Source organism: Nitrospira sp. (genome assembly GCA_029194535.1).
In the GTDB taxonomy this organism is placed as follows: Bacteria; Nitrospirota; Nitrospiria; order Nitrospirales; family Nitrospiraceae; genus Nitrospira_C.
On sequence record JARFXR010000001.1, the window covers coordinates 1,065,757 to 1,079,380 of the forward strand.

The 13,624-nt window shown below is 60.5% G+C and carries 13 protein-coding genes; 12 read left to right on the forward strand and 1 reads right to left on the reverse strand.

Annotation, left to right across the window (positions count from 1 at the left end):
* Window positions 1-122 precede the first annotated feature (122 nt).
* On the forward strand, window positions 123-1,865 hold the full coding sequence (locus tag P0111_04855; protein MDF0643334.1) for a carbamoyltransferase C-terminal domain-containing protein: 1,743 nt from the start codon (window positions 123-125) through the stop codon (window positions 1,863-1,865).
* The gene (locus P0111_04860; GenBank protein ID MDF0643335.1) at window positions 1,866-3,425 is read left to right on the forward strand and encodes a hypothetical protein; all 1,560 of its coding nucleotides are present in this window, start codon (window positions 1,866-1,868) and stop codon (window positions 3,423-3,425) included.
* A 20-nt stretch (window positions 3,426-3,445) separates the two neighbouring features.
* Here P0111_04860 and P0111_04865 read toward each other — a convergent pair whose 3' ends face one another.
* Window positions 3,446-4,264, reverse strand: a complete 819-nt coding sequence (locus P0111_04865; protein MDF0643336.1) for a glycosyltransferase family 2 protein — start codon at window positions 4,262-4,264, stop codon at window positions 3,446-3,448.
* A 115-nt stretch (window positions 4,265-4,379) separates the two neighbouring features.
* On the opposite strand from P0111_04865, the gene P0111_04870 reads away from it, so the two are divergent.
* From P0111_04870 to P0111_04915, 10 genes are all read left to right on the forward strand, one after another.
* Entirely contained in the window at window positions 4,380-5,222 is an 843-nt protein-coding gene (locus P0111_04870) for a hypothetical protein (GenBank protein MDF0643337.1), read from the forward strand.
* 291 nt (window positions 5,223-5,513) lie between these two features.
* On the forward strand, window positions 5,514-7,010 hold the full coding sequence (locus tag P0111_04875) for a Do family serine endopeptidase (protein ID MDF0643338.1): 1,497 nt from the start codon (window positions 5,514-5,516) through the stop codon (window positions 7,008-7,010).
* Window positions 7,011-7,075: 65 nt separating this feature from the next.
* A complete protein-coding gene (tatC, locus tag P0111_04880; GenBank protein ID MDF0643339.1) occupies window positions 7,076-8,011 on the forward strand; it encodes a twin-arginine translocase subunit TatC in 936 nt (311 codons plus the stop codon).
* Window positions 8,012-8,044: 33 nt separating this feature from the next.
* On the forward strand, window positions 8,045-8,998 hold the full coding sequence (locus P0111_04885) for an Mrp/NBP35 family ATP-binding protein (protein ID MDF0643340.1): 954 nt from the start codon (window positions 8,045-8,047) through the stop codon (window positions 8,996-8,998).
* 12 nt (window positions 8,999-9,010) lie between these two features.
* Window positions 9,011-10,309 carry a molybdopterin molybdotransferase MoeA gene (locus tag P0111_04890; protein MDF0643341.1) on the forward strand — a complete coding sequence of 433 codons (1,299 nt, stop codon included), beginning with the start codon at window positions 9,011-9,013 and terminating at the stop codon, window positions 10,307-10,309.
* Between the two features lie 14 nt (window positions 10,310-10,323).
* On the forward strand, window positions 10,324-10,848 hold the full coding sequence (mobB, locus tag P0111_04895) for a molybdopterin-guanine dinucleotide biosynthesis protein B (GenBank protein ID MDF0643342.1): 525 nt from the start codon (window positions 10,324-10,326) through the stop codon (window positions 10,846-10,848).
* Window positions 10,832-11,539 carry a NapC/NirT family cytochrome c gene (locus P0111_04900; protein ID MDF0643343.1) on the forward strand — a complete coding sequence of 236 codons (708 nt, stop codon included), beginning with the start codon at window positions 10,832-10,834 and terminating at the stop codon, window positions 11,537-11,539. Before mobB ends, P0111_04900 begins: the two co-directional genes overlap by 17 nt.
* 16 nt (window positions 11,540-11,555) lie before the next feature.
* Window positions 11,556-12,290: an ABC transporter ATP-binding protein gene (locus tag P0111_04905; protein MDF0643344.1), complete on the forward strand. Its 735-nt coding sequence runs from the start codon at window positions 11,556-11,558 to the stop codon at window positions 12,288-12,290.
* A 21-nt stretch (window positions 12,291-12,311) separates the two neighbouring features.
* Window positions 12,312-12,725 carry a hypothetical protein gene (locus tag P0111_04910; protein ID MDF0643345.1) on the forward strand — a complete coding sequence of 138 codons (414 nt, stop codon included), beginning with the start codon at window positions 12,312-12,314 and terminating at the stop codon, window positions 12,723-12,725.
* Window positions 12,722-13,516, forward strand: a complete 795-nt coding sequence (locus P0111_04915) for an ABC transporter permease (GenBank protein ID MDF0643346.1) — start codon at window positions 12,722-12,724, stop codon at window positions 13,514-13,516. The genes P0111_04910 and P0111_04915 overlap by 4 nt, the downstream gene beginning before the upstream one ends.
* Window positions 13,517-13,624: the final 108 nt, after the last annotated feature.

The following is a 13,624-nucleotide window of genomic DNA, read 5'->3' on the forward strand; positions in this document are numbered from 1 at the left end:
CTGCACCGTACCGAAATGTTGCCGTGAATGCAACTGGAGCCGGCTTCTTGCGGGCGCCGGTCGCTCCGGCATATGCTTCAGCGGATTCGAGGCCTGCGTATCGATTTGGATGAGCCTTTGGAATGCTGGTACTCGGTCTTTCGAACATGCGGGATGCTGCTGCGGCGCTGACGGAGGACGGCCGGATCCTCGCGGCGGCTGAGGAGGAGCGGTTTGTCCGCGTCAAACACGTCACGGCGCTTCCGGTTCATGCCATTCGATCCTGCCTCCAAACGGCGGGCGCACGACTTCGCGACGTCGATGCCGTGGCGGTGCCGTGGAAATATTGGGAAGTGGGACGTCGCGCAACCCTGGTACTCCGCGGGATGTTGCAGTCGTCGGAGTTGCGCAGGGTCAAGGCCAGGAGGAGTTACGAGCGTCTCGGTCAGGAATGGAAGGAACTGATCTTCCTGCGACGACTCTTGTCACGGCAGATCGACGGAACGGCTTGTCCCAATCCGGTATTTCTCGACCATCACCTCTGTCACGCAGCCAGCGCCGTCTTGGTTTCGCCCTTCAAGGAAGCGGCGGTCCTCATTGTCGACGGCGCGTCGGAATCCCACACCACCACCTTCGCTCGGGCAGATGAGCGGACCATTGATGTCTTGGGCCGGATTCCGATTCCCGATTCGCTCGGACAATTCTATGCGGCCATGACCGCGTATCTCGGGTTTGTTCCAGATCAGGACGAGTACATCGTTATGGGGATGGCGGGATACGGAAAGCCGGGTTATGCCCGGTCCATTCGCGACCGCATCCTGCCGCTGCTGCCGGAGGGGAGATTTCGTCTCAATACGAACCTGCTGGATTTCCATTTGGCACGTCGGCGGATCTTCGTTCCGGAATTTCTCGGACTGTTCGGCCCGGCCCGGCTGCCCGGCGGAGACGTCACGGACCGTCATCGAGATATGGCGGCCAGCGTGCAACTCGTGCTGGAAGAGACGATGCTGCATCTGGCCCGGCATCTGAGACGGATCACGGGGCTGACCCGACTGTGCCTGGCCGGAGGTGTCGCGTATAACTGCGTGGCCAACAGTCGCCTCCGGCGGGAGTCCGGATTCGAGGAGATCTACGTGCCGCCCGCGGCCGGAGATTCCGGCGCGGCGCTCGGTGCGGCGCTGTGGCTGACGCATCGGCGCGGTTTTCTCACCCATCGAACGGCGATGCGGACGGCTGCGTGGGGACCCGGGTACGAGGATCGGGATTGCAGAAGCGTGCTCGAAGCGGCGAGCTTGGAAGTCACCACGTTGCCGGATGCGCAGCTATGCGACACGGTTGCGGGCGAACTGGCGCGCGGTCGATTGGTGTTCTGGTTTCAAGATCGAATGGAATTCGGCCCGCGAGCATTGGGGAATCGAAGCCTCCTCGCCGATCCGCGCCGCGCGGATGTGCGGGAACTGATCAACGCCAAGGTGAAACACCGGGAGCCGTTTCGTCCTTTTGCGCCGTCGGTGCTGGAGGAGCGGGCGGGCGAATACTTTGACCTTCCCGGATCTTCTCCCTTCATGCTGTTCACGGCGCCGGTCCTTCCCTCGGCGAGGGACCTCATTCCCGCGGTCTTGCACATCGACGGGTCGGCACGCGTGCAAACCGTGGATGGGCACGCGAATCCGCGCTATCGTCTTCTGCTCGAGGCCTTTGCCAAGCTGACGGGAGTACCTGTGCTCCTGAACACGTCGTTCAATGTGAACGAGCCGATCGTCTGTACGCCGGAGGATGCCGTGCAGTGCTTTCTGCGAACGGAGGTGGAGTGGTTGGTGATGGGAAATCTCCTTGCCAGACGGCCGGGCCGTTCCGCCGGCTTTTCATCAGGCGCCGAGCGGTAGATGGCGAATCCTTCCGCACGGGAATCCGATCGTGCGGCCGATCTTGCCGATGGTCAGGACGCACATTCAGTTGCCGTCCAGTCATCGTTCGCACTCAACGCCCTGTTGTTGCTGTTCCTCCTCAATTTCAGCCTTCAGCCCTTGACCGAGCCGGATTTTGGTTGGCACTTGCGAACCGGGCTCGATCTGCTCGATAGCGGACTGAGGCTTCCCTCCTTGGATCCCTATTCCCATACGATGCCGGACTGGCCCTGGGTGGAGCATGCTTGGTTGACCGACGTGACCATCGGTGCGCTGTACGCATCCTGGGCCGGAGGGTTGGGAGTGATTGCGTTGTTCGCGGCGATCGCTGCCGGTGCCTGGCTGATCGCCGCCGGTACCGCGTCGGTTCCACGGTACGCTCGTTGGTTCATCGCCACCCTGTCGGTCTGGGTTGCGCTTCCCTATCTGGGCGCGCGTACTCAGCTCGTTTCTTGGCTCGGGCTCGCCGTCCTGCTCCGTCTTCTGTCGCGTCCCACAAGGTTCTCATGGCGATGGATCCCGCTCCTGTTTCTGCTGTGGGCGAATCTGCACGGCGGATTTGTCTTGGGTCTTGCGCTGATGAGCGTCGTTGCGCTCGCTCTGTGGCTCATGCGACTACTCCATGCCAAATGGACATCCCGATTTGGGCCGATCGATGAATCCGGCTTCGCCCGGGCGGATCTGCGTCGTTTGGTTCTGCTGACGGCGGCCTCGGCCGTCGTGACCCTGGTGAATCCGTACGGATGGCGGCTGCACGGAGAAATTGTCGATTCCTTGGCTAACCAGTTTATGGTGGATGAGTTACAAGAGTGGCAGCCCCTGTCGTTGGCGACGACGGCCGGTCGCGGGTATGCCCTCTACCTCGCCGTACTGGGTGTCGCAATGTGCTGCTGGTACCGCCGGCATGAACCGGTCCAGTGGGCGGTGTGGCTGGTCTTCCTCTGGTTTTCCCTGCGACACATGCGGAACATACCGGTGTTTCTCATCATCAGCCTGCCGCTTGCCGCCGACCTGACGGCCGCGGCATTCGACCGATTGTACCGGTCGCTTGGCGCGGGCGAGCCGGCCATACGATGCGGCATGTTGACGGGAGCCGTCGTCGCGGCGATTGTGCTGATGTGGGAGGGGCCCGACCATTTGCATCACGTGGTCCAGTCCGGAACGGAGCCGGCCAGGTACTTTCAGACGACCTCTTATCCGATCGAGGCCGTGGACTGGATTCAGGCGCATCCTGCGCAAGTTGGTGCCAGCCTCTACAATGATTACGGCTACGGCGGATTTCTGCTCTGGTGGATGCCGGAACATAAGATTTTCATCGATGGACGCATGCCGGCCTGGAGGATCGGGGACCGGCGCATCTTCCAGGACTACGTCGCGCTCACGCGGCGTGAGCCGGTCGATCTATCCGTGCTTGAGAAGTACGCTGTGGATTGGGCTCTAGTGCGCCGCGACACGCCGTTGGATCGCGCGTTGCACCGTGAGCCGAAGTGGGTTCGTGTCTACGAGGACGGGAAAGTCTCGGTCTATGTCATGCCATAGGCCGACGGCCGACCCGTTCGCTAATTGAGAGGTAGACCGAAACGGGGCGGGTGGTCTGAGGTCAATGGTTCGACGAAGGAGGCGGTGCGGTAGAGCCCTTTCCGGTCGTTCTGTCGGACACGAGCCAGGTCCCGCATCATCAGGAAGCCGTCGCGCCAGACGCGGACCTTCGAGCCCGGCTGATCGGCCCAGTTGATCGGAACCTCCGCAATCCGATACCCTCGGCGTTGCGCGACATAGAGCAGCTCCAGATCCAACCCATAGCCGTCGATCGTCCCCACAGCGAAGAGGTCTTGGGCCACCGAGCGACGGAACAGTTTGAACCCGCATTGCGTGTCCGCAATGGCGCGAATGCCCCCCTGTCGAACGGCGGCATTGAACAGGCTGCCGAGGATCGTGCGGTACAACTTCGCTCGGACGGAAAATGCCGGGAGCCGGGACGCGAGAGCCCGCGACCCGATGGCCAGGTCGGCTCCCTGTTCGATGGCCTGTTGCAGCCGGGGCAGCTCCTCAATAGGGGTAGCCCCGTCCGCGTCGGCAAACAATTGAAGCTGTCCGGTTGCGGCCTGCATGCCGCGTCTGACCGCGGCGCCTTTCCCTCGCCGATCGGGGAGCCGAAGCAGGCTGATTTCCGGTCTGGACACCGACAGGGCTTCGACGACCGAGGGGGTTGCATCGGTGCTCCCGTCGTCGACCACCAGCACTTCATAGGGGCGCCCGCGCTCCCGCATATAGTCCGTAATTCTTCGGAGGTAGGGTAGGATTCGACCGGCTTCGTTATAGGCGGGGATGATGATCGAGTGATGCATAGATTCCACGAGAAGCGGGAACAACATCATGCCACCGGGTCTTCTACGGCGGGCACTCTCGATGCGAAGTACCGTACCCGAGCCTTGCGGCGATTACAAGGGGCAGGCTGCGCACTTGACAGCTCGGCTATGCGGAAGCGAACGTATGGTTTGCGTCGGGGGAGAACTGCGTCCGGAAGTCGTGCGACGGAGGTGGGGATTGCCGCAGTGCGGCGCAATAGGGATTTCAGTCGCCGTCCTCGGTGCAGCGCTCCTCGCATCCTGCGCGTCGTCGGTGCCGCCGTCTCGCATCGGGGACTATCTGTCGTCGGATCTGAAAGTGGATGAGGGGGTGTTCGGCCGATTGAAGCCCAGGCCTGTGCCGGCAGGGATGCTTCTGGTCTCGGATACCGCCCATGCCGGCGCAGCGCCGACCTTGCCAGACGAGGCCGTTCTTCGATTGGGTGAGAGCCTGAAACAAGAAGTCGGCCGAGCCATTCCCGTGTCGGTCAAGGAGATGATCCCGCCTGAGAGCATTCCGCTTCAGCCGAACGGAGACTGGACTCAGTTCGCCGAGTTAGCGAAGAAGCGTGGGCTCGACTATCTCGTCTTGGTCGTCCTCTCCAGTATGGAACAGGAGTATCCCGTGACGCTCTTTCTGGGGTGGACCACATACGCGCAGCCGGGATTTCGACGCGACAACTGGTCGTTGCTGGAAATCGCGCTACTGGATGTGAAGAATAACCGCGTTCTTATCCAAGCCGAGGGGCGAGGGTGGGCGACGCTGGACTCGCCTACGGCTCCAGGGATCAATCAGTGGTATCCGGTCATCTACCTGCGCACGCAAGATCCGGAACGCCGCATTTGGCCTCCGACCTACGAAGAGGCGCCCAATACGCTGAGAGTCGTCTCTTTCGACCAAGCCTCGAAGCGGATGACACTCAATCTCCAGAAAGCATGGATCGCGTCGTTGGAGGCCGCCGGTGCGGAGGTGCACGAAACCTCATAGCACCTGTACGGAGATCAGGTTGATCGGGCCGGGGTGGGAAGAGTCACGATTCCAGCATCAGGAACGCCGGAGACGGAAGGACGTGCGTTGCGCCTTTGCCGAGATGGCAGGGCTTGTTGAAGCCGCCCGGCCTTTCCGCAAAGCGACTCGTTGTGCGCGAGACCGTGCTCAGCCGCGTATCTGCCGTCTCGTTGCCGATGATCGGCCCCTTTCATCTCGTTCCGTACTTAGACTACAATAAGGTCGTCCAGCCAACTAAATCGCGCCTATAACTTCTGGAGGAGCCTGGTTATGGTGAAGTGGAGCAGGGTCTGCATGGTATCCGTACTCTCATGCGTCGTTATCCTTTCTTCCGCCCTGCCCGGTGCCCTCGCCGCGGGGGTGCCGCCCTCGATGGCCCAGGGATTTTCGGACATTGTGAAGAAAGTGACCCCGGCCGTGGTTAATATTGCCGTGACCGGGGGAAGCGAAGGGGGCCGCGGCCGGCGACCGCTTCCGCCCGGACCGTTTGGTGGTCCTCCTGGTGGTCCTCCTGGCGGTGGTGATGAACCGGGCGGTGAGCTTCCGACTCCTCCGCCGATGCCCCCCGGTGGTCCTCATCGGCCCGACCAGAGCGCCGGGTCCGGGGTCATCCTCGATTCCAACGGGTACATCGTCACGAACAATCACGTGGTCGAGGGGGCGACTCAGATCACGGTGACCCTCGGCGATCGTCGGGAGTTTTCCGCCAAGATCGTAGGGACCGATCCCAAGACCGATTTGGCCGTCGTCAAGATCGAGGCGCAGGATCTTCCTTCGCTGAAATGGGCGGAGTACGAGAAGTTGCAGGTCGGTGATCTGGTGCTGGCAATCGGCAGCCCCTTCGGTTTGAGCTCGACGGTGACCCTTGGGATCATCAGTGCGCTCGGGCGAGGCAACGTCGGCATCGCCGATTACGAAGATTTCATCCAGACCGATGCGGCCATCAACCCCGGAAACTCAGGCGGGGCGCTGGTCAACATGAACGGAGATCTGATCGGCATCAACACCGCCATCTTCTCCCGGACCGGCGGGTCCGAAGGCATCGGCTTTGCCATTCCGAGCAGCATCGCGCTGGATATCGTCGAGAGTCTGCAGAAGACCGGGAAGGTCGTGCGCGGGTGGATGGGTGTGGCGATTCAGGAGATCACTCCCGCTCTCGCCAAGTCATTTAAGCTGCCGGAGCAGCGAAAGGGCGTCCTCATCAGCGATGTCAACGAGAATGGACCTTCGCATGCTGCCGGAGTCAAACGGGGCGACGTCGTGATCGCCTTCAATGGCAAGGAAGTGCAGAGCGTCAGTCAATTGCGGAATCTGGTGGCGCGGACCGTCGTTGGAAAGGATGCGCAGGTCAAGATCCTTCGAGATGGGAAGGAGCAGACCTTGTCCGTCAAGGTGGCGGAACGGCCGTCGGACGAGATGCTGGCCAAGAAGGAGTCGGCTCCGCCGAAAGAGCAAGGCGAAACCGTCAAGCCGCCGGACAACGTGCTCGCGTCGCTGAGGGTGCAGGCTCTGGACAACGCGACGATGAACCAGCTGAACATTCCGGCCAAAACCACCGGTGTGGTGGTGTCCTCCGTCGAGCCGGGCGGCCCGGGTGAGGCGGCGGGCATCCAGCGGGGCGATGTGATTCAGGAGGTAAATCACGAGGTGGTCAAGAGTCTTGAGGACTACCATAAGGCCGCGCAGAAGATCAAAAAGGAGGAGCTGGCCGTCCTCCTCCTCAGCCGACAGGGGAACAACCTGTTCGTTGCGGTCAATCCGAAATAACGCCGAAATAGCGGCGAGGCCTCCGAGGAGCCCGCGAACGGCTTCCGGCGTATGCTGAGGACGGTGTGCTAAACGATCTCAATCGGTGGCTGCAAGACTCCGTTTTCAAGCCACTGGAAGACAAAAAGATGCCGGTCATGGAGCACCTGGTTGAGCTCCAAGTCCGGCTCACGCGGGCGGTCCTTGTCACTGCACTGGTGTTCGTCGGCACGTTTTTCTACGCCGACACGCTCGTGAAATGGCTTCGGGTGCCGCTGCAGAACATGTTCGTTCCCGGGTCGCTCTCCTGGGTGCCCACTGACCTGCCGATGGTGCCGTTCGTCTTTCTGGCGCCGGCCGAGGCTCTGTGGCAGAACGTGAAGGTCGCGGGTCTCTTCGCGCTGGTGATCGCGACCCCCTATATCCTGTTCGAGGTTTGGCAGTTCGTCGTGCCGGGGCTCCATGCCCAGGAGCGGCGCTTTGTGGGGCCGTTTACCGTATTGAGTACGCTGGCCTTCTTTGCCGGGGTCGGATTTTCGTTTTTCTTCGTTCTGCCGTTCGCGCTGAATTTTTTGGTGTCGTACGGGGTGAACGCGGGGTTCATTCCGCAACTGTCGATCGCCCAGTATGTGGGGTTTGCGCTGTGGTTCTTGATGGTGTTCGGATTGATCTTCGAGGTGCCGCTGGCGATCACGCTCATGGCCAAGTTGGGGTGGGTGGACGCCCCGTTCCTCAAGCGCTACCGCAAATGGGCGCTGCTGGGCGCCTTCATCGTGGCGGCCATCTTGACCCCTACGCCCGATCCGTTCAATCAGTGTTTGATGGCGCTCCCGATGTACGTCTTTTACGAAGTCGGGATTGTGAGCGCGGGGTTTTTCAACAAGAAGAAATCGGCTCCGGCTGAGACGGGGGCGGTATCGGCGCCGGCGGGGTCCGGTCACGGCAAACCGATGGCTCCCGCCATGTCCGGCGCGTCAGGGGGCGAATACGTCGGGGTTTCATCCGGAAGTAGGCGGCATTGATACCGGCAACAACGCGAGAGAGGGCGACAGATTATGCCTCGTGAACTGAACATCATTCAAACACCCACATCGGGCGGAAGCGATGCCTGTACCTACATGTGGGCCTGTGCGATTTGCGATGAAAACGAGTCCTGCCAGAAGGACAAAGAAGGGCACAGTCGGTGGCTCGTCGCGAAGCGGATGGAGCGAATCGAATACAAAGTGCTCATCATGAGCAATAAGGGCGGGGTCGGCAAAAGCACCTGTACCACCAACCTCGCGGTGAGCCTGGCGCTGAAAGGCTGGCATGTGGGCATCTGCGACATGGATATTCACGGGCCGAACATCCCGAAGATGGTCGGGGCCGAAGGGCAGAAACTCAAGATCAGCACCTCGGGTGGTATCATTCCGTTTCAAGCCTACAATCTCAAAATCGCTTCGATGTCTTTTCTGCTGCAGAATCCGGACGATCCCATCATCTGGCGCGACGCATACAAATACGAATTCATCAATCAGCTGCTCGGCGGGGTGGAGTGGCAGGATTTGAACTTTCTCCTGATCGATCTACCGCCCGGTACCGGCAACGAATCCGTGACCACGATCGACCTTCTCGGCCAAGTCAGCGGGGCGGTGATTATCACGACTCCGCAGGAAGTGGCGTTGCTGGATTCGCGCAAGTCCGTCACGTTCTGTAAGGACAGCGAAGTGCCGATCATCGGCATCGTCGAGAACATGAGCGGCCTCGAATGTCCGCACTGCCACAACCATATCGAGGTTTTTCGGAAGGGCGGAGGTGAGGCCTCGGCCCAGGATATGGGCGTGCCGTTTCTCGGGCGCATTCCACTCGACCCGGACGTGGTCACCCAGTCGGATGCCGGGGAGCCATTTGCCATGTTCTATTCGGATACCCCGACGGCTGAGGCCTATCACGAAATCGCGAACAAGGTCGAAGCGTTCTGCAAGAAGAGCGGTTCGCTCGTCAACGTCGCCCCGCGGCATCACCATTGACGTGACGCACCCATGAAAGCCACAGATGCCATGCAGGGACTGACGCCGCTCGAAGAAGCCCAAAAGATCGTCCTGGACAGCACGCCGGTGCTGGGATTGGAGAAGATTCCGCTGCTGGATACGTTGGGACGCGTGTTGGGCGAAGACATCATCGTCGAGCGCGACAATCCGCCGTGGGACAACAGCGCGATGGACGGATTCGCCGTTCGTTGGGACGACATCAAGTGGGAGCATCCGATCGACAAGCCCGTGACGCTGAACGTGATTGAAGACGTGCCGGCCGGGAAAATGCCGACGAAGATGGTCGGGCCGGGCCAAGCCATCCGCATTATGACCGGCGCGCCGGTCCCCAAAGGGGCCGACACGGTGCTGAAGGTGGAGGACACCGAACATACTCCCGATTCCGTCAGGGTCTTCAAACCCGAGCCCAAGGGCTCGAACATCCGTCCGCAAGGGGAGGATGTCAAGAAAGGCGAGCGGATCATCGCCAAAGGCACCGCCGTGCGGCCCGGCGAAGCGGGTATGCTGGCCATCCTCGCCAAGTCGTTCGTCTTCGTCCATCAACGGCCCAGGGTGGCGATTCTCTCGACCGGAGACGAGCTGGCCGACCTGGACGAGCGGTACAGCGAAGAGAAGATTATCAATTCCAACAGCTACGGCATTGCCGCGGCGGTGCAGGACGCCGGAGGCATTCCCTTCCTGCTCGGGATCGCCAAGGACAACCCCGCCGCGCTGAAGGAAAAAATTTCCCACGGGCTGACGGCCGATATCCTGGTGCTGTCCGGCGGTGTGTCGATGGGCGACTATGATTTCACCAAAGCCGTGTTCCAGGACCTCGGCGCGGCGATGAATTTCTGGAAGTTGGCGATCAAGCCGGGGCAGCCGTTGGCCTTCGGAAAGATTCAGGGTAAGCTCGCGTTTGGGCTGCCGGGGAATCCGGTGTCTTCCATGGTCACGTTCGAGCAACTGGTCCGCCCGGCGATGCTCAAAATGGGCGGCCATCGAAGCTACGGACGTCCCATGGTGCGGGCCTTGTTCCAAGAGAAGTTCTCCAAACGAACGGATCGACGTCATTTCCTCAGAGGGATGCTGACGAATGAGGACGGCGTTTTCAAGGTCTGGACGACGGGAGACCAGGGATCCGGCATTCTGACCTCCATGGTCAAGGCCAATTGCCTGATCGACGTTCCGATGGATGTGGAGCGACTCAATCCGGGAGATCCCGTATCCGTGCAACTGCTGAGCGATCAAGGTTGGGCCGGTCATGCCGTGTACGCGTCCGGCGGTCCTCACCGGCAGTCCTGTTGCTGAGAGGATTTTCCACCATGGCCGCGCCTATCGTATGTTTCGTCGGAAAATCGAACAGCGGCAAGACCACGTTCATCGAGCGGATCATCCCCGAACTGGTCCGGGCCGGGTACAAGATCGCGACAGTCAAGCATGCAGGCCATGGGTTCGATCTCGACACGGAAGGGAAAGACAGCTGGAGACACAAACAGGCCGGGGCCAGCAGCGTCATCATCTTGTCGAAAGGGAGTATGGCAATGTTTGCCGATGTCTCCGATCAATTGACGGTCGAGGACGTGCGTGGGCGGTTCCTGAACGAGTCCTACGATCTCGTCCTTGCCGAGGGATGGAAGCACGAGGGGCATCCGAAAATCGTGATCGTCCGCGAGCAAATCGGAGAGATACCCATTTCGCAGGAGGGCCTGCTCGCCGTCGTCTCCGACAAGCCTGTTGATGTGGGTGTCCCCACCTTTGATCTCAACGACATCTCCGGAGTGGCTGCGCTCATCATAAAGCGGTTCCCTTTGCGGCGACCACGCACGGCGCATGAGCTGGAGGCCTAAGCCGGTCATCATATTGGCACTTGTCGTCGGTGCCTTGGCGCTGGGCGGAGTGGCCGTTCCCCTGACCAACCATCCGAAATTTTGCGCAAGTTGCCACAACATCGCGCCGTCGTACGACAGTTGGGTGGCATCATCCCATAGGGAGGTCACCTGCGTGGCCTGTCATGTGCGGCCTGGGATAGAAGGCTGGATGCACGACAAGGCCTGGGCGGGAACGAAGGATCTATTCATTTCTGCGTTCGGTACGCCGACCGATTCCCACAATCTGAAGGCCTCGGTCGATTCCGATGTGTGTCTGGGGTGCCATCGCAACATTCTCCGGGTATCGGAGGTGGCGCCTCGGGATCTGCCCCCGCCGGTCCAGGACGTCGGGTTGGTCATGAATCATCGGAAGCATATGGAGGCGTTCCGGATCCAGGGCCGAGGAGAAGGCTGTACCACTTGCCACTCGGGGATCGTCCACGAACGGCCGATCAAAGGGTACCCGATTGTGGTTCCTCGCGGTCACGTGTCGGCCGACAGTCAGCCCTGGCTTCCGGACCATCCGGAAGGGTCGTATCTCCGAGCACGGGCGCTCAAGGACTGTTTCCGATGTCACGACGGCAAAGCCGATCATCAGGGCAAGGTGCTGGATCGAAAGTGCGAGACATGTCACTTACCGGACAAGCTCAAGACCTTCCTCTCATTTTAGACGGATTCGTCAGCGCATGATGATCCCGCCGGTTCTGAGCGTCACCAGGCTCCGAAAGCAATTCGGTGAGTTCACCGCCGTGCAGGACATCTCTTTCAGCATGAGGCCGGGTGAAATCCTGGGCCTGCTCGGTCCGAACGGCGCGGGGAAAACCACTACGATGCAGATGTTGCTGGGGCTGATCACACCGACGGCCGGCTTCATCCACATGTTCGGCATGGAATTGGCGTCCCATCGCGAACAGATCCTCCAGCAGGTCAACTTCTCCTCCACCTATATTTCCATGCCGCTGGCCCTGACGGTTGAGGAGAATCTGTGGGTCGTGGCCAGACTCTACGGCCTCACCGACATCGAACGGCGGGTGGACGACGTCGTGAAGAAATTCGAGATGGAAGACATTCGCCGGAAAGTGACGCGGAAGCTCTCGTCCGGACAGATGACCAGGTTGACCTTGGCCAAAGCGTTCCTGACCGAGCCGAAAATACTGTTTCTGGATGAACCTACGGCCAGCCTCGATCCCGACATCGCCCACAAGATCCGCGCGCTATTGAAGGAAGAGCGCCGATCATCCGGTCTCAGCATCCTGTATACATCGCACAATATGCGTGAGATGGAGCACATGTCCGACCGGATTATTTTTCTGCAGCGAGGAAAGATCGTCGCGGAAGGGACGGCTCAGGAAATCGTGGCGCGGTTCGGCGAAGCCGATCTCGAGGAAGTCTTTCTGAAGATTGCGCGCGAGTCGCGCTGAATCAGCGAGGGGAGCGAGGTGGTGGACGCAGTCCTAGATTTCGCCGTCGGCACGATGGTCGGAGGGCTCGGGTTAAGTTTGTGTTGGGGGCTCTTCTGGTTGGTCATCGGATTGATCGGCCTGACGCGCGGGACCTGTACCTGGCGTGTCGTCGCCAATAGTGCCCTTGTGGTTGGGCTGCCGTTGCTGTTGGGCGCAGGTCTGTTGTGGAGCAGAGGAGGCGTCAAAGAAACTCAGACATTCGCTCCGGGGCTGCTGGCCATGCCGCTGCTCGTCATTGGGCTTGGGCTTCGCAAGGCTCCGGACGGTCAGCGTGCCGGGACTCATATGCTCGCCGGCATGCGCCATCTCATGGAAGAACTGCTGGCGGAACATCGGGACTGCGGTGGGTGCGGTCATGAGCATGAACCGGGCGATGCCGGAGGGTGCGGATGATGAAACTCCATCGGATCGGCGCCTTGGTGTCGCGCCACCTGTATCTGTACCGACGAAGCTTACCCCGCATCATGGAGATTTTTTATTGGCCGTTCCTGGATTTGGTGATCTGGGGGTTCATCACGCTATATTTGGCAAAATACCAACCTCAAGTGCCTGGCTTCGTGACGTTTTTCCTCGGCGCGCTGATTCTCTGGGACATGCTGTTCCGGTCACAACAGGGGATCACCATTTCGTTTCTGGAGGAACTCTGGGCTCGGAATCTCATGAATCTCTTTGCGAGCCCCCTGACGCCAGCGGAGTTTCTGGCGGCGACGATCGCGATGAGCATCTTCAAGGTCACCTGCGTGTCCATCGTCATGGGCATCTGCGCCTGGCTGTTTTACGACTACAACGTCATGGTCATAGGGCTGTGGCTCTTCCCGTTTGTCGTCAACCTGGTCGTGACCGGATGGAGCATCGGAGTCTTCACGACTTCATTGATCATGCGATTCGGGCAGGAGGCGGAGGTGCTCGCCTGGAGTATGGTCTTTCTCTTCCAGCCGATTTCTTGCGTCTTCTACCCGCTCGACGTGCTGCCGGCCTGGCTCAAGGCCGTAGCCTGGGTCAATCCGGCGGCCCACGTGTTCGAAGGCATGCGAGCGGTATTGAGCGGTTCAGGCTCTCCGCTGGCCAACTTGATCTGGGCCTGTGGTCTCAATGCGGGCATGCTCGCGGGCATGATCATCCTATTTTACAGGACCTTTGCCTATTGTAAGGTTCAAGGCTCTTTGGTCCGGATAGGGGAGTAGTCCCCTGGGGATGGCCGATTTGTTCCCACGGTCCCGGCTACTGCGGGGGAGGTCTGGATCGGTCCTTGGTTGTAATCCACCAGACCCTGTGCTAGGGTTGCCCCCACT